General features: G+C 70.7%; 22 protein-coding genes. 11 read left to right on the top strand and 11 right to left on the bottom strand.

Going from position 1 to position 25,594, the window contains the following annotated elements:
- Window positions 1–176: 176 nt before the first annotated feature.
- The 4 genes from rfbC to ASG52_RS21895 all read left to right on the top strand — a co-directional run bounded on the left by rfbC (window position 177) and on the right by ASG52_RS21895 (window position 3,784).
- The gene (gene rfbC, locus ASG52_RS21905) at window positions 177–710 is read left to right on the top strand and encodes a dTDP-4-dehydrorhamnose 3,5-epimerase (protein ID WP_056247791.1); all 534 of its coding nucleotides are present in this window, start codon (window positions 177–179) and stop codon (window positions 708–710) included.
- Complete coding sequence (locus ASG52_RS21900) at window positions 707–1,636, top strand: NAD-dependent epimerase/dehydratase family protein (protein WP_056248802.1); 930 nt, start codon at window positions 707–709, stop codon at window positions 1,634–1,636. Before rfbC ends, ASG52_RS21900 begins: the two co-directional genes overlap by 4 nt.
- A 52-nt stretch (window positions 1,637–1,688) precedes the next feature.
- Window positions 1,689–1,856 carry a hypothetical protein gene (locus tag ASG52_RS27980; protein WP_200945649.1) on the top strand — a complete coding sequence of 56 codons (168 nt, stop codon included), beginning with the start codon at window positions 1,689–1,691 and terminating at the stop codon, window positions 1,854–1,856.
- Between the two features lie 239 nt (window positions 1,857–2,095).
- A complete protein-coding gene (locus ASG52_RS21895; RefSeq protein WP_056247788.1) occupies window positions 2,096–3,784 on the top strand; it encodes a methyl-accepting chemotaxis protein in 1,689 nt (562 codons plus the stop codon).
- Between the two features lie 77 nt (window positions 3,785–3,861).
- On the opposite strand, the gene typA is transcribed toward ASG52_RS21895, so the two are convergent.
- Window positions 3,862–5,688, bottom strand: a complete 1,827-nt coding sequence (gene typA / locus ASG52_RS21890; RefSeq protein WP_056247787.1) for a translational GTPase TypA — start codon at window positions 5,686–5,688, stop codon at window positions 3,862–3,864.
- A gap of 209 nt (window positions 5,689–5,897) precedes the next feature.
- Between typA and ASG52_RS21885 the strand changes: the two genes are divergently transcribed.
- The 6 genes from ASG52_RS21885 (at window position 5,898) to minE (ending at window position 11,293) form a co-directional block, all read left to right on the top strand.
- A complete protein-coding gene (locus ASG52_RS21885; RefSeq protein WP_200945648.1) occupies window positions 5,898–7,166 on the top strand; it encodes a DUF2254 domain-containing protein in 1,269 nt (422 codons plus the stop codon).
- 204 nt (window positions 7,167–7,370) lie between these two features.
- Window positions 7,371–8,102 carry a septum site-determining protein MinC gene (gene minC / locus ASG52_RS21880; protein ID WP_056248796.1) on the top strand — a complete coding sequence of 244 codons (732 nt, stop codon included), beginning with the start codon at window positions 7,371–7,373 and terminating at the stop codon, window positions 8,100–8,102.
- 120 nt (window positions 8,103–8,222) lie between these two features.
- Window positions 8,223–9,218: a hypothetical protein gene (locus ASG52_RS21875; protein ID WP_056247785.1), complete on the top strand. Its 996-nt coding sequence runs from the start codon at window positions 8,223–8,225 to the stop codon at window positions 9,216–9,218.
- Between the two features lie 334 nt (window positions 9,219–9,552).
- Window positions 9,553–10,191: a septum site-determining protein MinC gene (gene minC / locus ASG52_RS21870; RefSeq protein ID WP_056247783.1), complete on the top strand. Its 639-nt coding sequence runs from the start codon at window positions 9,553–9,555 to the stop codon at window positions 10,189–10,191.
- Between the two features lie 11 nt (window positions 10,192–10,202).
- Entirely contained in the window at window positions 10,203–11,018 is an 816-nt protein-coding gene (gene minD / locus ASG52_RS21865; protein WP_056247779.1) for a septum site-determining protein MinD, read from the top strand.
- Window positions 11,015–11,293, top strand: coding sequence for a cell division topological specificity factor MinE (minE, locus tag ASG52_RS21860; RefSeq protein ID WP_056247777.1), 279 nt, complete (start codon window positions 11,015–11,017; stop codon window positions 11,291–11,293). The genes minD and minE overlap by 4 nt, the downstream gene beginning before the upstream one ends.
- A gap of 38 nt (window positions 11,294–11,331) precedes the next feature.
- Here the strand turns inward: minE and ASG52_RS21855 are convergent, their stop codons facing one another.
- From ASG52_RS21855 to ASG52_RS21815, 9 genes are all read right to left on the bottom strand, one after another.
- Window positions 11,332–12,693: a cytochrome P450 gene (locus tag ASG52_RS21855; RefSeq protein ID WP_082552683.1), complete on the bottom strand. Its 1,362-nt coding sequence runs from the start codon at window positions 12,691–12,693 to the stop codon at window positions 11,332–11,334.
- A gap of 374 nt (window positions 12,694–13,067) precedes the next feature.
- Window positions 13,068–15,041 (bottom strand): methyl-accepting chemotaxis protein, encoded by a 1,974-nt coding sequence (locus ASG52_RS21850; RefSeq protein ID WP_056247774.1) that lies wholly within the window; start codon window positions 15,039–15,041, stop codon window positions 13,068–13,070.
- Between the two features lie 11 nt (window positions 15,042–15,052).
- Window positions 15,053–16,036, bottom strand: a complete 984-nt coding sequence (locus ASG52_RS21845) for a DctP family TRAP transporter solute-binding subunit (protein WP_286159135.1) — start codon at window positions 16,034–16,036, stop codon at window positions 15,053–15,055.
- A 116-nt stretch (window positions 16,037–16,152) separates the two neighbouring features.
- Window positions 16,153–16,638, bottom strand: coding sequence for a hypothetical protein (locus ASG52_RS21840; protein WP_056247772.1), 486 nt, complete (start codon window positions 16,636–16,638; stop codon window positions 16,153–16,155).
- A gap of 90 nt (window positions 16,639–16,728) precedes the next feature.
- Window positions 16,729–17,184, bottom strand: coding sequence for a hypothetical protein (locus ASG52_RS21835; RefSeq protein WP_056247769.1), 456 nt, complete (start codon window positions 17,182–17,184; stop codon window positions 16,729–16,731).
- Window positions 17,185–17,355: 171 nt separating this feature from the next.
- On the bottom strand, window positions 17,356–17,568 hold the full coding sequence (locus ASG52_RS21830; RefSeq protein ID WP_056247764.1) for a hypothetical protein: 213 nt from the start codon (window positions 17,566–17,568) through the stop codon (window positions 17,356–17,358).
- 137 nt (window positions 17,569–17,705) lie between these two features.
- Window positions 17,706–21,458: a methionine synthase gene (gene metH / locus ASG52_RS21825; RefSeq protein WP_056247761.1), complete on the bottom strand. Its 3,753-nt coding sequence runs from the start codon at window positions 21,456–21,458 to the stop codon at window positions 17,706–17,708.
- Between the two features lie 193 nt (window positions 21,459–21,651).
- Window positions 21,652–22,575, bottom strand: coding sequence for a methylenetetrahydrofolate reductase [NAD(P)H] (gene metF / locus ASG52_RS21820; protein ID WP_056247759.1), 924 nt, complete (start codon window positions 22,573–22,575; stop codon window positions 21,652–21,654).
- Between the two features lie 70 nt (window positions 22,576–22,645).
- Window positions 22,646–23,665 (bottom strand): ArsR/SmtB family transcription factor, encoded by a 1,020-nt coding sequence (locus tag ASG52_RS21815; RefSeq protein ID WP_056247757.1) that lies wholly within the window; start codon window positions 23,663–23,665, stop codon window positions 22,646–22,648.
- 178 nt (window positions 23,666–23,843) lie between these two features.
- Here ASG52_RS21815 and ASG52_RS26695 point away from each other — a divergent pair, with 178 nt between their 5' ends.
- Window positions 23,844–24,041 (top strand): hypothetical protein, encoded by a 198-nt coding sequence (locus tag ASG52_RS26695; protein ID WP_082552682.1) that lies wholly within the window; start codon window positions 23,844–23,846, stop codon window positions 24,039–24,041.
- A 109-nt stretch (window positions 24,042–24,150) separates the two neighbouring features.
- Here the strand turns inward: ASG52_RS26695 and ASG52_RS21810 are convergent, their stop codons facing one another.
- Window positions 24,151–25,299 carry a patatin-like phospholipase family protein gene (locus ASG52_RS21810; protein ID WP_056247755.1) on the bottom strand — a complete coding sequence of 383 codons (1,149 nt, stop codon included), beginning with the start codon at window positions 25,297–25,299 and terminating at the stop codon, window positions 24,151–24,153.
- Window positions 25,300–25,594: the final 295 nt, after the last annotated feature.

The following is a 25,594-nucleotide window of genomic DNA, read 5'->3' as shown; positions in this document are numbered from 1 at the left end:
CCCATCCACGCCGTCACTCCCCCCCTCCCCCTCATCCTGAGGTGGCGACGCGCAGCGGCGCCCTCGAAGGAGGGCTCCAGAGATCGTGCGCGGACTGGAGCCCTCCTTCGAGGCCGCTTCGCGGCACCTCAGGATGAGGGGGTGGGTGGGAACGCGCGTGCCGCTCGGTCGGCGCCATGATCTTCGAGTCCCTCCCCCTCCCCGGCCTCTACCGGATCGCGCCCGAACCGCATGCCGACGCGCGCGGCCTGTTCGCCCGCACCGTCTGCGAGGAGGAGTTTTCGCAGCATGACCTGACCGCCCGGTTCGCGCAGTCGAGCGTGTCGTTCAACGCGCGGCGCGGTACCGTCCGCGGCCTGCACTTCGCCAAAGACCCGCATGCCGAGACCAAGCTCGTGCGCTGCACGAGCGGCGCGATCCACGACGTGGCGGTCGATCTGCGGCCCGGCTCGCCCACCTACCTCCGCTCCTGCGCCGTGACGCTCTCGGCGGAGAACCGCCACGCGCTCTACATCCCGGCGGGCTTCGCCCACGGCTTCCAGGCGCTGCACGACGCCACGGAAGTCCTCTACATGATCGACCGCCCGTTCGTGGCGGGCGCCGCCGACGGCCTGCGCTGGGACGACCCTGCGCTTGCCGTGAGCTGGCCCGAGCCCGTCACGGTGATCTCCGAGCGCGACCGCACCTATCCGGATTGGGCGAGCCGGTGAGGCGCGTCCTCGTCACCGGCGGGGCCGGCTTCGTCGGCCGGCCTGCGGTGGCGGCCCTGGCCGCCCGCGGCTTCGAGGTCCACGCCGTCGGCCGTCGCGCGCCGGAGGGCGTCCACGTCTTCCATCCGGCCGATCTCCTCGACGCACAGGCCCGCCGCGCCGCCGTGCGGGCGGCTGGCGCCGGCCATCTCCTCCACCTCGCCTGGGTGACCGAGCCCGGCCGCTACTGGCAGGCTCCCGAAAACCTCGACTGGACGGCCGCCAGCCTCGACCTCGTGCGCGGCTTCCGCGAGGCCGGCGGCACACGGGCCGTCGTGGCGGGAACGTGCGCGGAATACGATTGGACTGGAATCGCTCCTCTCTCACGGGCGGAAGGTGCTGGCATCCACCGCGGACACTTGTCGGAATCCGCCCCCTGCCGCCCGGCCACGCTCTACGGTGCCGCCAAGGACGGGCTGCGCCGCGTGCTGACCGGCTACGCCGCGAGCACCGGCCTGTCGCTGGCCTGGGGCCGGCTGTTCTACCTCTACGGACCGGGCGAGGCGCCGGGCCGGCTCGTGGGCGATGCGGCCCGGGCGCTGCTCGACGGCCGGCGCTTCGCCACCAGCGAGGGCCGGCAGCGGCGCGATTTTTTGCATGTGATGGACGCGGGCGACGCCTTCGCGGCGCTGCTGGATTCCGCTGTCGAGGGCCCGGTCAACATCGGCTCCGGCGCGAGCGTGCCGGTGCGGACCCTGCTGGAGACGCTGGGCCGCCTCACCGGCCGCCCCGACCTGATCGATTTCGGCGCCCGCCCCCTCCCCCCGACCGAGCCGGCCTGCATCGAGGCCGACATCCGCCGCCTGACCGGGGAGGTCGGCTTTCATCCCCACCTCGACCTGGATGAGGGCCTGCGCGCCACCTTGGCTGCCTACGCCGCGCGGTGACGGGTGTCCGCGGGGCCTTTCCGCGGTGGGCGGCAAAGCCCATGTGGCATCGATGAACGCGGTGCTGAGCCTGTGGGCGGCCTATTGGGCGGCGATCTTCGCGCAGCTCGCCCATCTGCGCCGGCAGGAGGACGGCGTCGGAGCCGTCACCTTCGCCCGCATCGCCGGCGTGCTGCTGGCGGTGGGCCTCGGCCTGTTCCTCAGCGTGCATGCCGGTTGACGGTTCCGGGTGACGCCTCGGGTTGACGCCACCGAATACTCGATGCCTGCACCGACGATCGCAAGCACGGCCCGGGCCTGTGCAGTATGATGCACACGGCGACCAGTCCTTCCGCGACAAGGCGTGCCCGTTTAACGGTTCGAGACCGGCCTTTTACCGTTCGTTAGTCATGCTCCGGCAGCAGATGAGGCTTGCGGCCGTCCGGCCGTTCCCCGCAACGATCACCCCGACGTCAAGCCATGCGCGCTGTCTCGAACCTCCCCATCGTCGCCAAGCTCGCCCTCGCGTTCGGACTGGTCGTCTGCGCGGTGTCGGGCTCGAGCCTCCTCAGTTGGCGCAACCTCGGCACGATCGAGGAGGCCAACCGCTGGCGCGACCACACCTACCTCGTGCTGCGCAAGGTCGATCGGCTCACCGCCGCGATGGTCGATCAGGAGACCGGCGTGCGCGGCTACCTGATCGCCGCCGATCCCGCCTTCCTCGCGCCCTACCGCGGCGGCGCCCGGACCTTCGCCGAGACGATGACGGAGCTCCGCACGCTCGTCTCCGACAACCCCGAGCAGCTCAAGCGGCTCGACGCGCTGGAGGCCGCCGCCAAGACCTGGACCGCGGAGATCGCCGAGCGCGAGATCGCGCTGATGCGCGACGAGGCGACCCGGGCGCAGGCTTGGCAGATCGCCGCCGCGGGCAAGGGCAAGGCGTCGATGGATGCCGTGCGCACGAACGCGGCGGAAATCTCGAAGGCCGAGGAGGCGCTGCTCGACCGGCGTGCCCGGATCGCGGACGAGGCGGCCTCCGCCTCGCGCTTCGCCGTGGTCGCGGGCTTCGGGGCGATGCTCGTCGTGTCCGGTCTCGGCATCCTGCTGCTGGCGCTGACCGTGTCCCGTCCGCTGCGCCGGATGACCGCCCTGATGGGCCGCTTGGCCGCGGGGGACGCGCGCGAGGCGATTCCCTTCCGGGAGCGGCGCGAGGAGATCGGCGCGGTCGCCGCCGCCGTGCAGGTGTTCAAGGACAACCTGATCCGCACCCGCGCGCTCGAAGAGGAGACGGCGCTCGCCCGCGCCGGGGCCGAGGCGCAGCGCAAGGCGGCGATGCGGGCGATGGCCGACGAATTCGAGGGGGCGGTCGGCGGCATCGTCGGGGCGGTGGCCTCCGCGGCGACCGAGCTTCAGGCGACGGCGCAAAGCATGGCCGGCACCGCGGCGCAGACGGCCTCGCAATCGGGCGCGGCCGCATCCGCCGCGGCGGAAGCCGCCGCCAACGTCGAGACGGTCGCGGCGGCGGCGGAGGAACTCGGCGCCTCGGTGAGCGAGATCGGCCGGCAGGTCTCGGGCTCGACCACCCTGGCCCAGGCCGCCGTGGGCGAGGCCGAGGGCACCGCCCAGCTCGTGCAGGACCTGAGCGCGGCCGCCGCCAAGATCGGCGACGTAATCGGCCTGATCTCGACCATCGCGGGCCAGACCAACCTTCTGGCCCTGAACGCCACCATCGAGGCGGCCCGCGCCGGCGAGGCGGGCCGCGGCTTCGCGGTGGTGGCCGCGGAAGTGAAGGAGCTGGCCAACCAGACCGCGCGGGCGACCGACGAGATTTCCGGCCAGATCGGGCAGGTCCAGGGCATCACCGAGCGGGCGGTGGCGGCGATCGACGGGATCGCGGGCCGCATCCGCGAGATCGACAGCCTCGCCGGCAGCATCGCGGCGGCGGTGGAGGAGCAGGGCGCGGCGACCCAGGAGATCGTCCGCAACGTCACGGAAGCCTCCGCCGGCACCGGCGCCGTGACCGGCAACGTCGCGGGCGTCGCCGAGGCGGCGGAGACCACCGGCGCGGCGGCGAGCCAGGTGCTCGCCTCAGCCTCCGAGCTGTCGCAACGCTCCGAGCAGCTCGACGCGCAGGTGCGCCGCTTCCTCGACACGGTCCGGGCCGCCTGAGCCTTCGAGGCCGCTCACGAAAAAAGGCCACGGTACGCGGAGCGTACCGTGGCCTTTTTATTTGGCTCTGGAAGAGATCAGGCCGAGAGGGAGTCCTTGGCGCGCTCGGCGCGCTTGCGGTCGTTGGGGTCGAGCACGGCCTTGCGCAGGCGGATCGACTTCGGCGTGACTTCCATCAGCTCGTCGTCCTGAATCCAGGCGAGCGACTTCTCCAGCGTCATGCGGATCGGCGGGGTCAGGCGCACGGCCTCATCCTTCGAGGTGGTGCGGATGTTGGTGAGCTTCTTGCCCTTGAGCACGTTCACCTCGAGGTCGTTCTCGCGGTTGTGCTCGCCGACGATCATGCCCTGGTACACCTTGGCGCCGGGCTCGATCATCATCGGGCCGCGGTCCTCCAGGTTCCACATGGCGTAGGCCACGGCCTCACCCTTGTCGTTGGAGATCAGCACGCCGTTGCGGCGGCCGGCGATCTCGCCCTTGTAGGGCTCGTAGGCCTTGAACAGCCGGTTCATGATCGCGGTGCCGCGGGTGTCCGTCATCAGCTCGCCCTGGTAGCCGATGAGGCCGCGGGTGGGCGCGTGGAACACGAGCCGGAGGCGGTTGCCGCCGGACGGCCGCATCTCGATCATCTCGGCCTTGCGCTCGGACATCTTCTGCACGACGACGCCGGAATACTCCTCGTCGACGTCGATCACGACCTCCTCGACCGGCTCCAGGGTCTCGCCGTCCTCGCCCTTCTCCAGGACGACGCGCGGACGCGACACGGCGATCTCGAAGCCCTCGCGGCGCATGGTCTCGATCAGGATCGAGAGCTGCAGCTCGCCGCGGCCGGAGACGTAGAACGAATCCTTGTCGGCGGCTTCCTCGATCTTGAGCGTGACGTTGCCCTCGGCCTCCTTGAACAGGCGGTCGCGGATCATGCGGCTCGTGACCTTGTCGCCCTCGGTGCCGGCGAGCGGCGAATCGTTGACGATGAAGGACATGGTGACGGTCGGCGGATCGATCGGCTGAGCCTGGATCGGCTCGTTGACGGAGGGATCGCAGAAGGTGTCGGCGACCGTGCCCTTGAGCAGGCCGGCGATGGAGACGATGTCGCCCGCCTCACCCACGTCGATGGGCGCGCGCTCCAGGCCGCGGAAGGCCAGGATCTTCGAGACGCGGCCGGTCTCCACGACCTTGCCGTCGCGCGAGAGCACCTTGATCGACTGGTTCGGCTTCACCGTGCCCGACGCGATGCGGCCGGTGATGATGCGGCCGAGGAACGGGTTGGCCTCGAGCAGCGTGCCGAGCATCCGGAACGGACCCTCGTCGGTGCGCGCCGGCGGCACGTGCTGCAGCACCAGCTCGAAGAGCGGCGCGAGCCCCTCGGACTGGTCGCCCTCGGGCGTGGTGTTCATCCAGCCGGAGCGGCCCGAGCCGTAGAGGATCGGGAAGTCGAGCTGCTCGTCGGTGGCGTCCAGCGCCGCAAACAGGTCGAACACCTCGTTCACGACCTCGTTGATGCGGGCGTCCGGCCGATCGACCTTGTTGATGGCCACGATCGGGCGCAGGCCGATCTTGAGCGCCTTGCCGACCACGAACTTGGTCTGCGGCATCGGGCCCTCGGCGGCATCCACCAGCACGATCACGCCGTCGACCATCGACAGGATGCGCTCGACCTCGCCGCCGAAATCGGCGTGGCCGGGGGTGTCGACGATGTTGACGCGGGTGTCCTTCCAGACGACCGAGGTCGCCTTGGCCAGGATGGTGATGCCGCGCTCCTTCTCGAGGTCGTTCGAGTCCATCGCCCGCTCCTCGACCCGCTGGTTCTCGCGGAAGGTGCCGGACTGCTGGAGCAGCTTGTCGACCAGCGTCGTCTTGCCGTGATCGACGTGGGCGATGATGGCGATGTTGCGCAGCTTCATCGAGGTTCTCGAAGGGAGCGGATGAAACCCGGCCATAAGGCGGCGTGTCGCGGGCCGTGTTCGACGGTCGTGACGCCAAAGTACGATTCGGGCGGTATCGCGTCGCAATATAAGCTGAGGGCCGATCCGGCAAGGGCGTGCGACGCGGGGCGGGTCTTCCCTGTTATATCGGACGGGACAGGGAAGAGGACGAAGCGAGGGGACATGGGATGCCGCGCTGGCGATGGCTGATGGCGCAACTGACGCGGCGCCTGTGGGTGCGCGCGACTCTGATCGGCCTGACGGGCGTGCTGGCCGCGGTGCTGGCGGCGGGTGTCGATCGTTACCTGCCCTGGCAGATGCCGGGCACGATCAGCACCGACGCCCTCGACAGCATCCTCACCGTCATCGCCTCCTCCATGCTGACGGTGACGACCTTCTCGCTCAGCATCACGGTCTCGGCCTACGGCTCGGCCACGAGCAACGTCACGCCGCGGGCCACCACGCTGCTGATCGAGGACGGGCTGACCCAGACCGTGCTCTCGACCTTCCTCGGCTCGTTCCTGTTCGGCATCGTCGGCCTCGTCGTGTCGAAGACCGGGGCCTACGGCGCGCAGGGGCGGGTCATCCTGTTCGCGGTGACGATCGCGGTCATCGCCCTGATCGTCGTCGCGCTCCTGCGCTGGATCAACCACCTGACCCGGCTGGGCCGCGTCGGTGAGACGACCGACCGGGTCGAGGCCGCCGCCCGCAAGGCGATCGAGGCGCGGCTCCACGCGCCCTATCTCGGCGGGCGCCCGTTGTACGACGCGGGCGCCATCCCGGCCGACGCCGTCCCGGTAAGCCTGGAGGCGATCGGCTACATCCAGCACATCGACATGCCGGCCCTGTCGAAGCTGTGCGAGACCGCAGGGACGGAGGCGTTCGTTCGGGCCGTGCCCGGCACCTTCGCCTATCCGGACGCCCCGGTCGCCTGGATCGCGCGGCCCGAGACGGAGGCCGACCGCGACGCCCTCGTGCAAAACGTCGCCCGCACCTTCACGGTCGGCAACGAGCGCTCGTTCGATCAGGACCCGCGCTTCGGCCTCGCGGTCCTGAGCGAGATCGGCTCCCGCGCCCTGTCGCCGGCGACGAACGATCCCGGCACCGCCATCGACGTGATCGGCCGCTCGATCCGGCTGCTCGCCCTGTGGGCGCGCGAGAGCGCCGCCCCGCCCGACGGCGAACCGGAGCATCCGCGCGTCCACATCCCGCCGCTGACGGCCGCCGACCTCCTGGAGGACGCCGTCATGCTGATGGCCCGCGACGGGGCCGGGCTGATCGAGGTGCAACTGCGCATCCAGAAGGGGCTCTCGGCGCTCAGCCGCATCGGCGATCCCGCATTCGGTGAAGCCGCGCGGCATCAGTCGCGCATGGCCCTCGACCGGGCCGAGGCCGCGCTGGCCCTGGAAGCCGACAAGGCGCGGCTGCGCGCGCTGCTCAAGGGGTCGTCGCCATGACGGACATCCCAATCGTCGCCTTCATCGTCACGCCGCCACGCCGCCACGCCGCCACGCCGCCACGCCGCCACGCCGCCACGCCGACGGATCGCCCCGACGATTGCTGTTGAGCAATCCCCGCCCCTGGGCGGACGGCCGTACGATCTGGCATAAGCTCGCTGCCATGACCCGTCCGACCATGTCTCTTGTGTGATCGCCCCTCCCGTGACCGCCCGTCCCCCGATCCGCTTCCGCGGCCGCTCGTTCCTGGCGATGGTGCTGGCGCCGGTGCCGCCGGTCGATCAGTGGCTGGCCGAACTCGACGCCCTGAAGCAGCGCGCGCCCGCCTTCTTCGCGGTCCGCGCCATCATCCTCGACGTGACCGGCCTGTCCTTCGACCGCTCGGACCTGCTCGACCTCTGCGCCGAGTTGAACAAGCGCTCGATCACGATCCTGGGCATCGAGGGCATCGGCCCGACCTCGCTGGGCCCCGGCTTCCCGCCGCCGCTGGTGGGCGGCAAGCCGATCGACGACTTTTCCGCACCCGAACCCGGTGCCGAGACGCCCACCGCCGCGCCGACCGCGGCTCACACGCCGGTCCAGGCCGCCGCGCCGGCCCAGCCCCGGCATCGCTCCTTCGTGCTCGACGCGCCGGTGCGCTCGGGGCAGGTGATCCAGCATCTCGACGGCGACGTCACCGTGATGGGCTCGGTCGCCTCGGGCGCCGAGGTGATCGCGGGCGGCTCGATCCACATCTACGGGGCGCTGCGCGGGCGGGCCATCGCCGGCGCGGTGGGGGATGCCAACGCCCGCATCCTCTGCAAGAAATTCGAGCCCGAACTGATCGCCATCGACGGCCTCTACAAGACCGCCGACGATCTCGGCGCCACCGGCCGCGGCCAGGCGGTGCAGGCGCGGCTCGACGGCGACGCCATCGTGGTCTCGGCCCTCGACTGAGCCGACCGGGCTTCGTCCCGGGTTTTCCGCCCGGTGCCGCCACCTTCTGGCCGCTGGCTTAATCCTCGCTTCACGGAATCGCGACTTCATCGCGGATCGCAGTTCCGGAGGCGTCGTCCGATGCGCGTGCCTGCCCTGGCGGTCCTGATCGCCCTCGCCCCGAGCTTGGCTGCGGCCGACGACGCGTTCCGCGCCCGGCTGTCCGACGCGATCACCCAGCAGGGCGGCTGCGCCGAGAGCCGCGCCCTGGTGGAGGGGGAACTCGCCGCCTTCGAGCGGGCGCGCAAAGGCGACGGGACGGGCGACGAGGCGGCCCCGCTCCTGCTGTTCGGCAAGCCCGCGGTGGAATGGAGCGGCGAGGATATCGGCGACCTCGTCGCGGTGATCCGGGACTGCGAGGCGGCCCGGCCCGGCCAGAGCCGAAACACCGCGGAGCGCGAGCGGCGCCTGACCGAGCGGATGGACCGCCTCGCCCAGGCGATGCAGCGGGCGGTGGTGCTGGGCGCGCGTCCCCCCGAGGTCGAGGAAACCGCCGCCCATCCGGCCCTGCGCGCCGGTGCCCTGTCCGCGGCCGAGGCCGGAGGCGGCGGAAGCGAGGCCGCGCGCCGCACCGGGCGCCGCGGCCCCGGCCCGGCCTTCGTGCCGCTGGACTCGGCCCGCGCCGCCGCCCCGGCGGTGCCGGCCCCGGCCCGCGCGGCCGCGCACGCTCCGGCGGCGGCTTCGTCGCCGGCACCGCCCCCCGAATTCAAGTCCGAGCCGGCGCCGGTCGCTGCCGCCGCGCCGCGCCGGGAGGCCCCGCGGGTCGCCTTCGCACCCGGCGCGGCGCTCGGCACCGAGCCGGCCTTCCGACAGAGCGCCATTCAGGACGCCGCGGACGAGCCGGCCCCGGCCTGCCTCGTGACGCGGGACCGGTTCGAGCGCGTCGCCGCGGGCATGAGCTTGACTGAGGTCGAGGGGCTGTTCGGCTGCCGCGGGCGGCTCGACAGCGCCGCCGTGATCGACGGGACCGGCACCTTCGAGGTCTACGTCTGGTCGCCGCCGGGCGGGTCCGGCTCGGTCACGGTGACGTTCCAGAACCGCCGCCTGAAGACCAAGGCCTTGCGCGGCATGGGGTGAGGCGGATGGGCCGAGCCGAAACGCGAGGCCCCTTGCACCCGCGATCACAGGATCGGCTGATCCCCCGGGGTTAAGGACTTTTCTTGAACCTGCCCGGCTTTAACCATTATCCCGGCCCGCCGCCGGCGCGGCCAAGCCCTTGGCCCGGCTGCGCTTTGACCGTTCGGCGCGGCGGTCGGCAAAAATGACCGAGCCGGCAATATTTGCCGAGACAAGCGTAAAAATTAACCGCCCGGTAACCTTACCGACGATCAATGGGGGCGTCGGTAAGGAAACGTCAACGCCCGTGACCAGCCCCGCTCCACCCCCACTCTCACTGCCCCTCCGAGGCCGCGTGTTCCGCGCGCTCTCGCTGGCGCCGCAAGGCCCGGCCGCCGAGTGGCTCGTCCTCTTGGACGGCGCCCTGAAGCGCGACCCGACGCTGTTCGACGACAAGGCCGTGATCCTCGACGTCGCGGGTCTCAAGCCCACGGCGAGCGAGCTGGAGAGCCTGATCGCCGAACTGAGCACAAGGCGCCTGCGCATCCTCGGCATCGAGGGCGCGGACGCCGCACTTCCCGCGAACCTTCCGCCGCGCCTCGTCGGGGGCCGCCCGCAGGGCGACACCCTGGAAGCGTCGGCCGCGCCGGACGAGAAGCCGGGCGTGTCCTCCCTCACCATCGAGGGTTCGGTGCGCTCGGGCCAAAGCATCGTCCACCCGGAGGGGGACGTGACCGTGATGGGCTCGGTGTCCTCGGGCGCCGAGATCCTCGCGGGCGGCTCCATCCACGTCTACGGGGCGCTCCGCGGCCGGGCCATCGCCGGCGCCGCCAAGAACCCGCGCGCCCGCATCTACTGCCGCAAGTTCGAGCCCGAGCTTCTCGGCATCGACCGACTCGTCCGCACGGCCGAGGACATGGGCAATCACCTGCGCGGTCAAGCGGTCCAGATCTGGTCCGACGGCGGCGCAATCAGAATCGCAGCCTTGGGTTAAGGGGAAACAGTATGGCCAAGGTTCTTTGTGTCACGTCCGGCAAGGGCGGCGTCGGCAAGACCACCACGACGGCGGCGCTCGGCGCGGCGCTGGCGCAGGCCGGCGAGAAGGTCTGCGTGGTCGATTTCGACGTCGGCCTGCGCAACCTCGACCTGATCATGGGCGCCGAGCGCCGCGTGGTCTACGACCTGATCAACGTCACCAACGGCGACGCCAAGCTGCCGCAGGCGCTGATCCGCGACAAGCGCCTGGAGAACCTCTCCCTGCTGCCGGCCTCGCAGACCCGCGACAAGGACGCGCTCACCGACGAGGGCGTCGAGCGCGTCATGGGCGAGCTGCGCGAAAAATTCGACTGGATCGTGTGCGACAGCCCCGCCGGCATCGAGCGCGGCGCCCAGCTCGCCATGCGCCACGCGGACGTCGCCGTGGTGGTGACGAACCCGGAAGTCTCCTCGGTGCGCGACTCGGACCGGATCATCGGCCTGCTCGATTCCAAGACCGTGCGCGCCGAGAAGGGTGATTCCATCGAGAAGCACCTGATCCTGACCCGCTTCGACCCGGCGCGGGCCGACCGCGGCGACATGCTGAAGGTCGACGACGTGCTGGAGATCCTCTCGATCCCGCTGCTCGCCATCATCCCGGAGAGCCTGGAAGTCCTGCGCGCGTCGAACCTCGGCTGCCCGGTGACGCTCAACAACCCGCTCTGCGCGCCCGCCCGCGCCTATGCCGACGCGGTGCGCCGCCTCAAGGGCGAGACCGTGCCGATGTCGATCCCCACCGACCGCAAGTCCCTGATCAACAAGCTGTTCACCCGGAGGGCCGCATGAGTGTCCTGACCTTCCTCAAGCCTCGGGGCTCCGGCTCCGTCGCCCGCGAGCGCCTGCAGCTCATCCTGGCGCACGAGCGCTCGGAGACGAGCCGCCCGGACTTGGTCATCACGTTGCGCGAAGAGATCCTCGCGGTGATCGCCAAGCATATCGAGGTCGAGCGCGACAAGGTGCAGATCACGCTGGAGCGGGGCGAAGGGGTGTCGACGCTGGGCGTCGACATCGAATTCCCGGTCGAGACCGCGAAGGCCGCCAAGAAGCGCGCCACCGCCTGAGCGCGTATCCGGATCACCTCCGGATACGCCACCTTTATCTACCGGATCGTCAGCCGGAAGGCCGGCGCGTGGTCGGGTTGGGTCGTCACCACGGCGGCCGGCAGGACCGGGCGGTCGTCCGCCCGCGCGATGCGGAAGCGGCCGACGAGGCGGCTCAAGGCCAGCGTCGCCTCGGTGAGCGCGAAGGCGGCGCCGATGCAGATGCGGGGGCCCGCCCCGAACGGCATGTAGGCGAAGCGCGGCACGGGCGCGGCGCCGGGCAGGAAGCGGCCGGGATCGAACGCGTCAGGATCGCGCCACAGCCGGCGGTGCCGGTGCAGCAGCCAGGGCGAGATCGTCACGCTGTCGCCGCGCGCGACCGCTTGACCCGCCAGCACGTCCGGCCCCAGCGCCGAGCGGGCGATGATGTAGGCCGGCGGATAGAGCCGCAGGGTCTCGTCGATCACCGCGCGGGTGTAGGGCTTTTCCGCGAAGTCCGCCTCGGCGGCGACCCGCTCCTGAGCTTCGGGATCGAGGGCGAGAAGGGTGCAGGCCCAGAGCAGGGTCAGCGCCGTGGTCTCGTGCCCGGCCAGGATCATGGTGGCGACCTGATCGCGCAATTCCTCCGCGGTGAAGCTGCGGCCGGTCTCCGGGTCGCGGGCGGCGCGCAGGTGGTCGAGCAGGTCGCGCGGGCGGCCGTCGCGCTCCGAGGCGCGATCGGCGATGACCGTATCCAGGAAAGCGACCCAGTCGCGGCGGAACCGGGCGCGCGCGCGGTCGAGGGGCGTGGCGAAGCGCAACGGCACCAGCGCGTCGGTCAGGTGCGGGCGCCCGAGCCGCTCGGAATAGGCCGCGAGGAAGCCACGCAACCGATGCCCGTGGCGGGCCATGCCGACCGAGAACATGGTACGCCCGGCGATCTCCAGGGCGAGGTGCTGGAGCGCGCCGAACAGATCGACCGGCCCGCTTGCCGCCGGGCCTTCGAGGGCGGCCACCGCCTCGTCGGTCGCCGAGACGATGTGCGGCACCAGCGTCTCCACCGCCCGCGGGGTGAAGGCGGGGCTCAAGATGCGGCGCTGATGGCGCCACGCCGCGCCTTCGCTGATGAGCAGGCCGTCGCCGAGCATCGGCCGCAGCATACGGATCGAGATCGCGGTGCGGGCGTAGTTGCCGGCATTCTCCACCAGCACGCGGCGCACCGCCTCCGGGTCGCTGACGGTCAACCGCACCTTGCCGAGCACGCGGCGGCGGCGCAGCGGCGCCTCGTAGGCCGAGGCCGGCCAGCAGCCGATGCCGTTGGTGCGCATCGCGGCGACGAAGCGCAGCGTCGAGAGTTCCCGCTCCGGCGGCACCGGCACCGGCGGCACGAGCCGGGCGCCGAGTCGCGGGCTCACCGGCGCCGTCTGCAGATCGATGGTCATGGGCCTCTCACCCGGGCGGCGCTTCCGGCCACCATGGGAGGCTTCTAGGCGCTCGTGAGATTCGCCGCGAGCGCAATCGCGGCGGGGGAGGCTGCGGTGGGGCGCGGGGCTCGGCGGGCCGTGAGCGCGTCAGCCCTCGCCTCTTGATAGAGCGCGAAGGGGCGAGCCGCTCCCCCCTCGCCCCGCACGCGGGGAGAGGCCTGTAGGGACCTTGTCGTCCCTACAGGAAGCGAAGCGGCGGTGAGGGGCTTCGACAGAAGAAGCTCGTTCGGACAAGCCCCCTCACCTTCGGCTGCCGCCTCGCTTCGATGACAACAAGGTCATCGAAGCCCTCTCCCCGCACGGCGGGGAGAGGGGATGCACGGCAAGCTGCCTCAAGCCGCCTTCACTCCCTCCAAGAACCCGCCGACCTCGCGGCGCAGGCTCTCGGAATGGCGCGACAGCTCTTGCGCGGCGGCGAGCACCTGGGCGGCCGCCGCCCCGGTCGAGCCGGCGCCGCCGCGCACGTCGGCGATGCTCTGAGCGACCTCGCCGGTGCCGCTGGCCGCCTGCTGCACGGTGCGGGCGATCTCGTGGGTCGCCGCGTCCTGCTGCTCCATGGCGGCGGCGATGGCGTTCGAGGCGGCGGCCATCTCGGCGATGGTCGCGCCGATGGTGCGGATCGCCTCGACCGACTGGCGGCTGGCGTCCTGGATCGCGCCGATCTGCCCGGCGATCTCGCCGGTGGCGCGCGTGGTCTGCCCGGCCAGATCCTTCACCTCGCCGGCCACGACCGCGAAGCCGCGGCCGGCCTCGCCCGCGCGGGCCGCCTCGATGGTCGCGTTGAGGGCCAACAGGTTGGTCTGGCCCGCGATGGTGGCGATGAGCGCCACCACGGTGTCGATCCGCTCGGCCGAGGCCGCGAGCTGGCGCACCAGCCCGTCGGTGCGCTGCGCCTCTTCCGAGGCTTGGCGCGCGATGCGGGCCGACTGGCCGGCCTGCCCCGCGATCTCGCGGATCGAGGCGGACATCTCTTCGCTCGCCGCCGCCACGGTCTGGACGTTGGCCGAGGTGTCCTCCGCCGCGCGCATGGCGGTGCCGGATTGCCGCTCGGTCTCGTCGGCGGTGCCGGCCATGGCGCGGGCGGTGGCCTCCATCTCGGTGGCGGCGCCCGCGAGCCCCTGCGTCAGCACCGAGACGTTGGCCTCGAAGCCTTGAGCGAGGGCGTCCAGCCGGGCGGCCCGCTCGGCCTTGGCCGCGGCCTCGGCGGCGGCCGCCGCGTCGGCGGCCCGCTTGGCGATGAGCGCGTCCTTGAACACCTGCACGGCGCGGGCCATGGCGCCGATCTCGTCGCGGCGCGCGGCGCCCGGCACGGCGGCCTCGGTGTCGCCGGAGGCGAGGCGGCCCATCGCGCCGGTCAGCGCCGTCACCGGCCGGGCGACGCCGCGGCCGACCCGCCACGCCAGAAAGCCGCCGACGAGGAGCGCGACGAGGCCGACCAGCGCGACGTTGCGCTGAAGGTCGTGGGCGTCGCCCGTCATCGCCGCCATGATGCGGCGCTGCTCGGCGAGCGAGGCCTCGCGGGCGGTGGTGCTGGCGGCGACGAGGGCGTCGCCGGTCTGGCGGAGCGCCAGGAACGCCGCGTCGATCGCGCCCGCGCCGTCGAGCACGCCGTCGAGCGCCGCGGTGAAGGCCGGGAGCCGGGCCTGGATCGCGGCCAGCGGCGCGCGGAGCGTGGCTGCGGAATCGAGCCGGGCCAGAGCCTCAAGCTCGCGGCCGTAGCGGGAAAATTCCATGCGGGCGGTGCCGGCATCGGCCGGGTTGGCGCTGCCGCGAAACAGGTGGATGGCGGCCAGCGCGCTTTGCAGGGCGCGGTCGGCACGGAAGGCGGCTGCTGCCAGCGCCGGCTCGGCCGAGGCCGTCGTTGCCATCGCGTAGCCGGCGTTGGAGAGCGCCGCGCCGTGCTTGGCGAGGGCGGCCTGCGCGGTCTTGCGCGCCTGGATCGCCGCGATCAGCCGCTCGGTGCCGGCCCCGTAGGCCTCGACCTGCGTCTTCGCCTCGGGCTGGCTCTTGCCGGCCTCGGCGAGGCTCGCGAGCCCGGCCTTCAGCTCGGCCAGCATCTCGCCCTGCTCGGTGCGGGTGTAGTTGAGGACAAGGCGGCGGGTGGCGTTCAGCTCCCGGTCGAAGCGGCCGGCCCGCTCCGCGGCCTCGACCCGAGCGTTGGCGTCGTCGATGGCGCCGTTGACGGCACCGACGCCGCGGAAGGTGAGCGCGGCGGAGGCGAGGAGCAGCAGCAGCACGACGCCGAAACCGGCCAGGATGCGCTGCGCGACCGTGAGACGGTCGAGGCGGAGGGCGGAGCTGAACACGTCGGGACGCCTTACTGGACGGACTTGATCTGCCGGATGGTCTCGGCACCGAAGGTCTGGCTGAAGCCCGCGGTCGCGGTCTCCAGGCTCCGCTCGAATGCGGCGCGGTCGATGGTGGCGACCACGCTCATGCCGGATTGGCGCAGGGTCGCGACGCCCTCGCGCTCGGCCTTGCCGGCGACCTCGCGGGAGACCTGTCCGCCGAGCTGCGCGGAGGCCGTGAAGGCCGCCCGCTCGTCCTCGGAGAGCGCGTCCCAGGCGGATCGCGACATGACCAGCGCGGCCCAGGAATAGACGTGGCCGGAGAGCGTCAGGTGCTTCTGCACCCGCTCGAAATGCGAGGCGCTGATGACGGCGATCGGGTTCTCCTGCCCGTCGAACTGGCCCGATTGCAGGGCGCCGTAGAGGGCCGGGAAGGCCAGCGGCTCGGCCTTCACGCCGAGGCTGCGGAAGCCCGTCAGCATGATCTCGGATTGCGGCACCCGCATCGACAGGCCCTTGAGATCCTCCGGGCCGGCGATGGGACGCCGGGCATTGGTGATGTGGCGCATGCCGTTCTCGCCCCAGGCGAGCGCTACCAGCCCCTTGGCGGCGAATTTCTGCAGGTAGTCGCGGCCGATCGGCCCGTCGAACACCGCGTGGGCGTGGGCGGCGTCGCGGAACAGGAACGGGATGTCGAACACGCCGAATTCCGGCAGGACGCTGGCGAAGGGCGCGCTGGTGATGAAGGCCATGTCGAGATGGCCGGCGCGCAACTCCTCCACCATCTCGACCTCGCCGCCGACGGTGCCGTTGGGATAGGGCTCGACCCGGACCCGACCGCCGGTGCGCGCGGCGACCTCGCTGGCGAAGCGCTCGGCACCCGCGCCGAGCTGCGATGTCGGCGAGAACAGATAGCCGAGACGCAGCACCCGCTCCTGAGCCTGCACCTCGACAGCGATGAACGAGCACAGTCCGAAGACGGCGGCCGCAACCTTCCAACGCGCAATCACCACTCAACCCCACGCAATGTGTGCGCGCATTGATGACGGTGAGCGATTAATGGAAGGTTTCGCCCAAATTTAACATAAATTGCTTTGGCCGATCAGGCGATTGGCCTCGATTGCCAAAATCAGCTTGCCGGTTGTGGGCGCCTGATCAATCGCGGCCGCCAGATTCCGAACACGACGTTGAGCGTCGCAATGAACAACAGCACCCACAGCGTGCCGCGCTCCGCGCCGAGATCCTGGCCCAGGCTCGCCGGGTTGCCGCGGCCGGCGAGCGCCTCGGCGCTCAGGCGCGCCTCCTCCTGCATCGGCCCCTGCACGCCCACAAACCCCCACTCGAACATCACGATGCCGGTGGCGAGCTTGGCCCAGGCCCAGCCGGCATTGTGAAAGGCGCGCTGCGCGATCGAGAGCAGGCCGGCGAGCAGGGTGAGCGCCAGCGAGGGCAGGAACAGCCACGTCGCCACCGCCCCCATGGCGCCGCGGATCAGGGCGTAGCTCTCGATCGCGGCCGGCGACGGCACCCGCCCGAGCAGCACCAGCAGGGCGGCCATCGCCCCCATGAGCCCGATGGCCCCCATGGTGTGCAGGAACTTGAGAAGGCGCCGCATCGCGTCCCGCCGGACCGGATCGTGAACTGAGCCTACCGGAAACTTCGTGCAGGCGGGAGTCGCCCGCCCACACGTCGCCGTGAGGCGGATTCAGGCGAACAGGTCGAGCTGCGCCGCCGGGATTTTGGCGCGCCGGGCCGGACGCGCGGGCGGGGCCGGCGGGGCGAGATCGGGCAGCGGGATGCCGGGCTTGGCGTAGAGCACCGCGCCAACGACGCGGGTGCGATCGGAATCGAGCAGGACGCAGCACGTGTGCGGGCCGCTCCGAACGATCTCCTGCACCAGGGCCTCGTCGGGGGGCAGCGCGGCGACCGCTTCCAGCAGCCCGGACAGGCCGGCGGCGGCCACACCCAGCACGCGGAACTCGAAGGCCTGCCCGCCCCAGGTATGGCGCACCGCGCCGGCCTTGGTGGCGGCAAACGGGTTGCTGGCGAAGGCGGTCGCCTCGTCGCGCAGGAAGGCGGCGATCGCCGCGCCCTCGGTCAGGGCGGCGGCGCGGACGAGGTCGGCGAGCTGGTGTTTCGAGAGTTCTTTGGAGGTTTGCACGAAGGCGAGGCTGGCACAGGGCCCACCCGCCGGTCGAGGCGAAGCCCGCGGAAGGCTGTGGATGCCGCGCCCGCCACCCGGTGCCTCCCTTCCACCACCCTCATCCCGAGGGCGCGGGTGGGGTGAAGCGCGTGCGGCCGGTGAGACCCGGCCGCCTGTTCTCGAAAAGAATCAGAAACCGCGGTTGGCGATCGAGGGGAGCGAGGGCTGCGTGTAGGCGCGGTTCACGTCCTTGCGGTCCATCGTGCCGTTGGTGTCGTTCGAGCGGCGGTAATTGCCGGTGTCGAAGGACTGCGACAGGCCCGAGCCGCGGGAATCCGTGCTGTTGCAGGCGGCGAGGCCGCAGGCCAGGGCGGCGGCGAGGACGAGGAGCGTGGGGCGCATCGGGGTGTTTCCTGAAGGGACCGAGGCGTCGCCGCCCCGGTCGGTCCGTCGGCTTGCCCCCGTGAGGCCCCGCCCGGCAAGGCCAAAGTGCCTGCACGGGAACGATCCCGCGCCGAGTGTGACCTATTCGGCGTGGCTTATTCGGCGGCGGCCTTGAGGTAGCGGCTGGGGTCGTAGTTGAGGATCGGCCCGAGCCAGCGCTCGACCTCGGCCACGTCCATGCCCTTGCGCAGGGCGTAATCCTCGACCTGATCGCGCTCGACCTTGGCGACGCCGAAGTAATGCGCCTGCGGGTGCGCCAGATAGAGCCCCGACACCGACGAGCCCGGCCACATGGCGTAGGACTCGGTGAGCTTCACGCCGATGCGGCGCTCGGCCTGGAGCAGGTCGAACAGCGTCACCTTCTCGGTGTGATCGGGCTGGGCCGGATAGCCCGGCGCCGGGCGGATGCCATCGTACTTCTCGTGCACCAGCTCGTCGATGGCGAAGCCCTCGTCGGGCGCGTAGCCCCAGAACTCCCGGCGGACGCGCTCGTGCATGCGCTCGGCAAAGGCCTCGGCGATGCGGTCGGCGAGCGCCTTGACGAGGATCGAGCGGTAATCGTCGTTGGCCCGCTCGAAGCGCTCGGCGATGCGCACTTCTTCGAGACCCGCGGTCACCACGAAGCTGCCGACATAGTCGGCGATGCCGGTCTCTGCGGGAGCCACGAAGTCCGAAATGCAGGTGTTGGGGCGCCCGTCGCGCTTCGACAGCTGCTGGCGCAGGCCGTGGAAGGTCGCGAGTTTCTCTGAGCGGCTCTCGCCGGTGTAGAGCACGATGTCGTCGCCGACGCTGTTGGCCGGCCAGAAGCCGATCACCGCCTTCGGGTTGAACCAGCGCTCGTCCACGATCTGCTTGAGCATGGCCTGCGCATCCTCGAACAGGGCGCGGGCCGCCGGGCCCTGTTCGGGGTCGTCGAGGATCGCCGGGTAGCGGCCCTTGAACTCGTAGGTCTGCAGGAACGGCGTCCAGTCGATGTAGGGGACGAGGTCGGCGACCTCGTAGGCGCCGAACACCCGGGTGCCGGTGAAGCTCGGCTTCTTCGGCGCGTAGCCGGTCCAATCGACCTTGAAGGCGTTGGCGCGCGCCTTGGCGAGCGGCAGGCGCTGCTTGTCGAGTTCCGAGCGGGCATGCGCGTCGGCGACCTTGCGGTACTCGGCGCGCACCCGCTCGACGGTCGCCCCGCGGGTCTCCTTCGAGATCAGGCTCGACACCACGCCGACGGCGCGGCTCGCGTCGGTCACGTAGACCGCCTGCCCCTTGGCGTAGGCCGGGTGGATCTTCACCGCGGTGTGGACGCGGCTGGTGGTGGCGCCGCCGATCAGCAGCGGCATCTCCATGCCCTCGCGCTCCATCTCGGCGGCCACATGCACCATCTCGTCGAGGGAGGGGGTGATGAGGCCGGAGAGCCCGACGATGTCGACGTTCTCGCGCTTGGCGGTCTCGAGGATCTTGGCGGCCGGCACCATCACGCCGAGATCGATGATCTCGTAGTTGTTGCAGGCCAGAACCACGCCGACGATGTTCTTGCCGATGTCGTGGACGTCGCCCTTCACGGTCGCCATCAGCACCTTGCCGGCGGCCTGGCGCTGGCCGGTGCCGCCGTTGGCCCGCTTCTCCTCCTCCATGAAGGGTTCGAGATAGGCCACCGCCTGCTTCATCACGCGGGCCGACTTCACCACCTGCGGCAGGAACATCTTGCCCGATCCGAACAGGTCGCCGACCACGTTCATGCCGGCCATCAGCGGGCCTTCGATGACGTGGAGCGGGCGCTCGACGCCCTGGCGGGCCTCCTCGGTGTCGGCGACGATGTACTCGGTGATGCCGTTGACCAGCGCGTGCTCGATGCGCTTGGCGACTGGGGCTTCGCGCCACGTCAGGTCGGCGGTCTTGGCCTGGGCCGAGGCGCCGGTCTTGAACCGCTCGGCGGATTCCAGCAGGCGCTCGGTCGAGTCGTCGCGCCGGTTGAGGACCACGTCCTCGCACAGCTCGCGCAGCTCCGCCGGGATCTCGTCGTAGACCGCGAGCTGCCCCGCGTTGACGATGCCCATGTCCATGCCGGCCTTGATGCAGTGGAACAGGAACACCGCGTGCATCGCCTCGCGCACCGGCTCGTTGCCGCGGAAGGCGAAGGACAGGTTCGAGACGCCGCCGGAGATGTGGGCGTGGGGCAGGGTCTCGCGGATCGTGCGCGTGGCGTCGATGAAGGCGACGCCGTAGGGGTTGTGCTCCTCGATGCCGGTGGCCACCGCGAAGATGTTCGGGTCGAAGATGATGTCTTCCGGCGGGAAGCCGACCTGCTCGGTGAGGATGGTGTAGGCCTTGGTGCAGATCTCGACCTTGCGCTCGTAGGAATCTGCCTGGCCCTGCTCGTCGAAGGCCATGACGACGACCGCCGCGCCGTAGGAGCGGCACACCTTGGCGGCTTCGATGAACTTGTCCTCGCCCTCCTTCATGGAGATCGAGTTCACGATCGGCTTGCCCTGGATGCACTTCAGGCCGGCCTCGATCACCTCGAATTTCGAGGAATCGACCATCACCGGGACGCGGGCGATGTCGGGCTCGGCGGCGACCAGATTGAGGAACTCGACCATCGCCTTCTGGCTGTCGAGCAGGCCCTCGTCCATGTTGACGTCGATGACCTGGGCGCCGGCCGCGACCTGATCGCGGGCCACATCGAGCGCGGCGGCGTAGTCGCCGTTGGTGATGAGCTTGCGGAATTTGGCCGAGCCGGTGACGTTGGTGCGCTCGCCGACGTTCACGAAGGGGATTTCCTTCGTCAGCACGAAGGGCTCCAGACCCGACAGGCGCATCAGGCGGGGAATCTCGGGGATCTCGCGCGGCTTCTTGTCGGCGACGGCCTCGGCAATCGCGCGGATGTGGTCCGGCGTGGTGCCGCAGCAGCCGCCGACCATGTTGACGAGGCCGGACTCGGCGAACTCGCCCACCAGCTTGCCCATGGCCTCGGGGCTTTCGTCGTAGAGGCCGAATTCGTTGGGAAGACCCGCATTCGGGTAGGCGCAGACGAGCGTGTCGCAGATGCGCGACAGCTCGGCGATGTGGCCGCGCATCTCTTTGGCGCCGAGCGCGCAGTTGAGACCGAAGGTGAGCGGCGAGGAATGCCGCAGCGAATTCCAGAACGCCCCCGGGGTCTGGCCCGACAGGGTGCGGCCGGACAGGTCGGTGATGGTGCCCGAGATCTGGATCGGCAGGCGGATGCCGGTCTCGTCGAACACCTGCCACGCAGCGGCGATGGCGGCCTTGGCGTTGAGCGTGTCGAAGATCGTCTCGATCAGGATCAGCTCGGCGCCGCCGTCGATGAGGCCGCGCACCTGCTCGACATAAGCCTGCTTCACCCCATCGAACGTCACGGCGCGGTAGCCGGGATTGTTCACGTCCGGCGAGATCGACAGCGTGCGGTTCGTCGGGCCGATGGCACCGGCCACGAACCGGCGGCGGCCATCTTGGCTTTCGGCGAGGGCGGCGGCCTCGCGGGCGAGCCGTGCGCCTTCCGCGTTCAGTTCGTGGATGATCGATTCCATGCCGTAATCGGCCTGGGCGATCGTGGTGCCGGAGAAGGTGTTGGTCTCGCAGACGTCGGCACCCGCGAGGAAGTAGTCGAGGTGGATCTGCCGGATCGCGTCGGGCTGGGTCAGGATCAGGAGGTCGTTGTTGCCCTTCTGGTCGTGGCCGTGGTCCTTGAACCGCTCACCCCGGAAGTCCTCTTCCGTGTACTTCAGGCGCTGGATCACCGTGCCCATCGCCCCGTCGAGGACGAGGATTTTTTGCCCCGCCCGCTCGCGGAGCGCGCGCTCGATCTCGGTGCCGTCGACGGGGGGGAAGGTGGTCATGTCGGACGATCCTGGGGGTTTCCGAAGGCGATGGCCGAAAGCGTCGGTCCCATCAACCCACCTCATCCTGAGGTGCCGGAGCGAGGCGGAGGGCTCTGGGGGAGCCCTCCAGAAGGCGCAGTGATCCCTGGAGCCCTCCTCGAGGCCCGCGTGCCGCGGGCACCTCAGGATGAGGGCGAGGGGTGGAAGGCGGTTACGCCGCCTTCGCCGCCGCCAGCTTGGCCGGGGCCTGCGAGCGCAGGCCGAGCAGGTGGCAGATGGCGTAGACGAGGTCCGAGCGGTTCATCGAGTAGAAGTGGAAGTCCTCCACGCCCTGATCGACGAGGTCGAGCACCTGTTCGGCGGCGACCGCGGCGGCCACCAGCCGGCGGGTCTCGACGTCGTTCTCCAGGCCCTCGAACCGGGCGGCCAGCCAGTAGGGCACCGAGGCGCCGGTGCGGCGGGCGAAGTTGGCCGCCTGCTTGAAGTTCTGCACCGGCAGGATGCCGGGGATGATCGGGATGTCGATCCCGGCCGCGCGCACCTTGTCGCGGTAGCGGAGGTAGATCTCGTTGTCGAAGAAGAACTGGGTGATCGCCTGGTCGGCGCCCGCATCGACCTTGGCCTTCAAGGCGTCGATGTCGGCATCGAGCGAGGCGGCTTCGGGGTGTTTTTCCGGGTAGGCCGAGACCGAGACCTTGAAGTCGCCGATCCGCTTGATGCCGGCCACGAGGTCGGAGGTCTGGGCGTAGCCGCCGGGATGGGGCCGGTAGGTGTAGCCGACGCCCTCGGCCGGGTCGCCGCGAAGCGCCACGATGTGGCGCACGCCCGCATCCCAGTAGGACTGCACCACCGCGTCGATCTCCTCCCGCGTGGCGTTCACGCAGGTGAGGTGGGCGGCGGGCTTGAGGCCCGTCTCGCGCACCATCCGGGCGACGGTGTTGTGGGTGCGCTCGCGGGTCGAGCCGCCCGCGCCGTAGGTCACCGAGACGAATTTGGGTTGGAGCGGCGACAGCCGCTCGATCGAGGACCAGAGGATCTTTTCCATCTCCTCGGTCTTGGGCGGAAAGAACTCGATCGAGACGCGGATCGGGCGGAAGCCGTCGCGGCTGGCGCGGTGCTGGGAAGCGCTGGGCATCGAAATCGTCCCCTTGTCCTCGTGTGGTCTTGTCGTTCGATCGTGTCTGGGTCGTGTCGGCTTGACCGTATCAGGCCACCGCCCGTTCGGGCTGCTCCGCCGCCGCGGCGTCGTGCGCGAGCCAGAGGGTGACGGTGAGCGGGTGCTCGGTGCCGTCGTCTGGGGCGAGAGTCCGGCTCTCGACCCGGCCGAGGCCCGCCTGCACGAGCCAGCCCGATACCTGCTCGGCGGCGAAGCCGAGGCGGCGATGGGCCTGGGTCTCGCGCAGATGCTCGAGGGAGTGGGGCGCGAAATCGACCACGAGCAGGCGCCCGCCGGGTGCCACGAGCCGCACCGCCTCGCGCAGTGCGCGCACCGGATCGTCGAGGTAGTGCAGGACTTGGTGCAGCACCACGAGATCGAAGCCGGCCCGGCCGAAGGGCGGCGCGTGCAGGTCGCCCTGGCGCAGATCGACCCGCGACAGGCCGGCCCGTTCGAGATTGGCGCGGGCGACCGAGAGCATGGCGTGGCTCGAATCGAGCCCGGTGGCGCGGCCCGCGCGGGGGGCCAGCAGGGCCAGCATCTTGCCGGTGCCGGTGCCGAGATCGACCATGTGGCGGATCGGCCGGTCGCCCAGCGCGTCGAGCACGGCCGCCTCGACGGTGGCCTCGGGCACGTGGAGCGAGCGCAGCCGGTCCCATTTGGGCGCGAGCCGGGCGAAGAAGGTCTGGGCGGCCTCCGCCCGCTGGCCCCGAACCGAATCGAGCCGGGCGCGGTCCTCGGAAAGCGGCGGTGCCTCGCGGTGGAGCGCGGCGATCAGCGGCTCGACGAAGCCGACCGCCGCCTCGCGCAGGCGAAAGAACGCCCAGGCCCCCTCGCGGTGGCGCTCGATCAGCCCGGATTCGACCAGCAGCTTGAGATGGCGCGAGATGCGCGGCTGCGACTGGCCCAGGATGTCGGTGAGGTCGGAGACCGACAGCTCGCCCTCCGCCAGCAGCGCCAGGATGCGCAGCCGCGTCTCCTCGGCGGCGGCGCGCAGCACGGCCAGCGCCTCGGCGAAGGGCACCGACGCTGCGGGGGAGGCCGTCCTGTGGCTGCTCTCGCTAGACATAAAGATATCTTTATGTGCGCAGCGAAGAAGGCGCAAGCGAAATCGCGCCGTCGTTCCGATGTGCCTCGGTCGCCGGCGGTCGCCTCCGTGAGCTGAGGCTTCGGTCGTGGGTCGGATCGAGATTCGCCCCGCGTGACTCGCTCTTGGTCCCGGCGGCTGAGCATGGCATTGTCGGTTGATGACCAATTCGGCAACGCACCCCTACAGCCTCGAAATTCTTTCTCCGAAAAAGGAGGGGGGCTCGTTCCAATGGGCGATCCGCAAGAATGGAAAGCTCGCCCAAAGATCGGATCGCGACCTCCGAACCGAAGATAAAGCGCGCGAGAATGGGATGGCGCAGATCGAAAAACTGCTGTCGGGCGCGGGCGACCGATAAGCGTCCCCGCGATCCCAGCCGGCTCGCCAAGCGAACTCGCTAGGCGAATCCCCCTTCGCCGTACGGCCCGTCGGGGCCTGCGGCGGCGTTCGCGCCGCAGGCGAGCGGCTCACTGATACGCCTGCTTCAGATCGAGCGTGCAGCGCACGCCGACCTCGCCATACCCCTCGTCGAGCCAAGCCTTGGCCGCGGCGCGGCCCTTGTCGCGCAGGCGCTCGATCATCCGCCAGCGGGCGTCGAGGCGGGAGGAGGCGGCGAGGTCGTCGAGCAGGTCGGTGCCGTCGATGCGGTGGAGGAAGACGGGCGCCAGCCCCTCGACCGATTGCCCGTTCTCCTCGATCAGGCCGTGCACGAAGTCGATCGCGCGCAGCTCCCGCATCAGGTTGGCGTTGAAGGTGATCTCGTTGAGCCGGTTCTGGATGTCCTGCGCCGTGCGCGGGGTCTCGCGGCGCTCGACAGGGTTGATCTGTACCAGCAGGATGTCGCGGGTGCGCGCCTCGTGCAGCGGGTAGAGCGCCGGATTGCCGAGATAGCCGCCGTCCCAATAGGGCACGCCGTCGATCTCCACCGCCTGGAACACGGTGGGCAGGCAGGCTGAGGCCAGGAGGTGATCCGCGGTCAGGCGCTCGCGCTCGAACACCGCGAGCTTGCCGGTCCAGACGTTGGTGGCCGAGATGAAGACGTTGGCGGTCTCAGACTTCCGCAGGCGCTCGAAATCGACCACCCGCTCCAGCGCGCCGCGCAGGGGATTGATGTTGAGGGGGTTGGCCGCATAGGGGCCGGGATTGAGCATCTTCAGCCATGCCTCGACGAAGGGATTGCCCTTCCAGACGTGGAACAGGCCGTCGATCCAGCTCTGCTTGATCGGGTTGAGGTCGGCATCCAGGCTCGCCTCGCGCCAGAAGGCCGCGAGGGCGGCGCGCGCCCCGTCCGGCCCGCCCGCGAGCCAGCCGTCCACGAGGACGACGGCGTTCATGGCGCCCGCGCTCGCGCCCGTCACCGCCTCGAAGGCGACACGCCCGTCCTCGATCAGCGCGTCGAGCACGCCCCAGGTGAAGGCGCCGTGCGAGCCGCCGCCCTGGAGCGCCAGCGCCACCGCCTTCTCGGCCCGCGGCCCGGCCAGCCCGCGAAAGCCTTCGCCCGGACGGGTCGTGTGGGCGATCGGGCTCGGGACCACGGTCACAGGATTGTGAGCGTCATCGCCGGGCATCTCCGATGCCGTCGGGCTGTCGCTCGCCTCGGAGCTGATCCTGTCCATCGTGCCTCGCCGAATTATTGCAGTGCGTTCTTAGATGGTGCAAAGCAGCATCCGGTTCCGTGCGGTGCTTTGACCCGCTCAGCAAGCGCGGCTTGCAGGCACCCGGTGCATGACAGGTGAACGCGCGGGCCACGCGGCGACATCCTTGCATTCGCGGTGCCCGCGCTCGACATCCCGCTTCGGATGCGACATGGAAGCGGCCTTGAATACACGGCAGGCTCCGCATCCGTTCGCGCGGGCGTGAGCGGCAGGTCGCGGATCGCGCCGGATTCGGATAGGATCGTTTCCGCGCCCG

Source organism: Methylobacterium sp. Leaf456 (genome assembly GCF_001425465.1).
In the GTDB taxonomy this organism is placed as follows: Bacteria; Pseudomonadota; Alphaproteobacteria; order Rhizobiales; family Beijerinckiaceae; genus Methylobacterium.
The sequence above is the reverse complement of the archived record's forward strand: the minus strand, read 5'-3'. Positions and strand labels throughout refer to the sequence as shown.

Coding starts and splice junctions, on each gene's coding strand:
- minE (WP_056247777.1), top strand. CDS start 11,015: ATGAGTGTCCTGACCTTCCTCAAGCCTCGGGGCTCCGGCTCCGTCGCC.
- metH (WP_056247761.1), bottom strand. CDS start 21,458: ATGACCACCTTCCCCCCCGTCGACGGCACCGAGATCGAGCGCGCGCTC.
- ASG52_RS27980 (WP_200945649.1), top strand. CDS start 1,689: ATGAACGCGGTGCTGAGCCTGTGGGCGGCCTATTGGGCGGCGATCTTC.
- minD (WP_056247779.1), top strand. CDS start 10,203: ATGGCCAAGGTTCTTTGTGTCACGTCCGGCAAGGGCGGCGTCGGCAAG.
- ASG52_RS21810 (WP_056247755.1), bottom strand. CDS start 25,299: ATGGACAGGATCAGCTCCGAGGCGAGCGACAGCCCGACGGCATCGGAG.
- ASG52_RS21875 (WP_056247785.1), top strand. CDS start 8,223: ATGCGCGTGCCTGCCCTGGCGGTCCTGATCGCCCTCGCCCCGAGCTTG.
- ASG52_RS21895 (WP_056247788.1), top strand. CDS start 2,096: ATGCGCGCTGTCTCGAACCTCCCCATCGTCGCCAAGCTCGCCCTCGCG.
- rfbC (WP_056247791.1), top strand. CDS start 177: ATGATCTTCGAGTCCCTCCCCCTCCCCGGCCTCTACCGGATCGCGCCC.
- metF (WP_056247759.1), bottom strand. CDS start 22,575: ATGCCCAGCGCTTCCCAGCACCGCGCCAGCCGCGACGGCTTCCGCCCG.
- ASG52_RS21885 (WP_200945648.1), top strand. CDS start 5,898: ATGCCGCGCTGGCGATGGCTGATGGCGCAACTGACGCGGCGCCTGTGG.
- ASG52_RS26695 (WP_082552682.1), top strand. CDS start 23,844: ATGACCAATTCGGCAACGCACCCCTACAGCCTCGAAATTCTTTCTCCG.
- ASG52_RS21830 (WP_056247764.1), bottom strand. CDS start 17,568: ATGCGCCCCACGCTCCTCGTCCTCGCCGCCGCCCTGGCCTGCGGCCTC.
- ASG52_RS21840 (WP_056247772.1), bottom strand. CDS start 16,638: ATGCGGCGCCTTCTCAAGTTCCTGCACACCATGGGGGCCATCGGGCTC.
- ASG52_RS21815 (WP_056247757.1), bottom strand. CDS start 23,665: ATGTCTAGCGAGAGCAGCCACAGGACGGCCTCCCCCGCAGCGTCGGTG.
- typA (WP_056247787.1), bottom strand. CDS start 5,688: ATGAAGCTGCGCAACATCGCCATCATCGCCCACGTCGATCACGGCAAG.
- ASG52_RS21855 (WP_082552683.1), bottom strand. CDS start 12,693: ATGACCATCGATCTGCAGACGGCGCCGGTGAGCCCGCGACTCGGCGCC.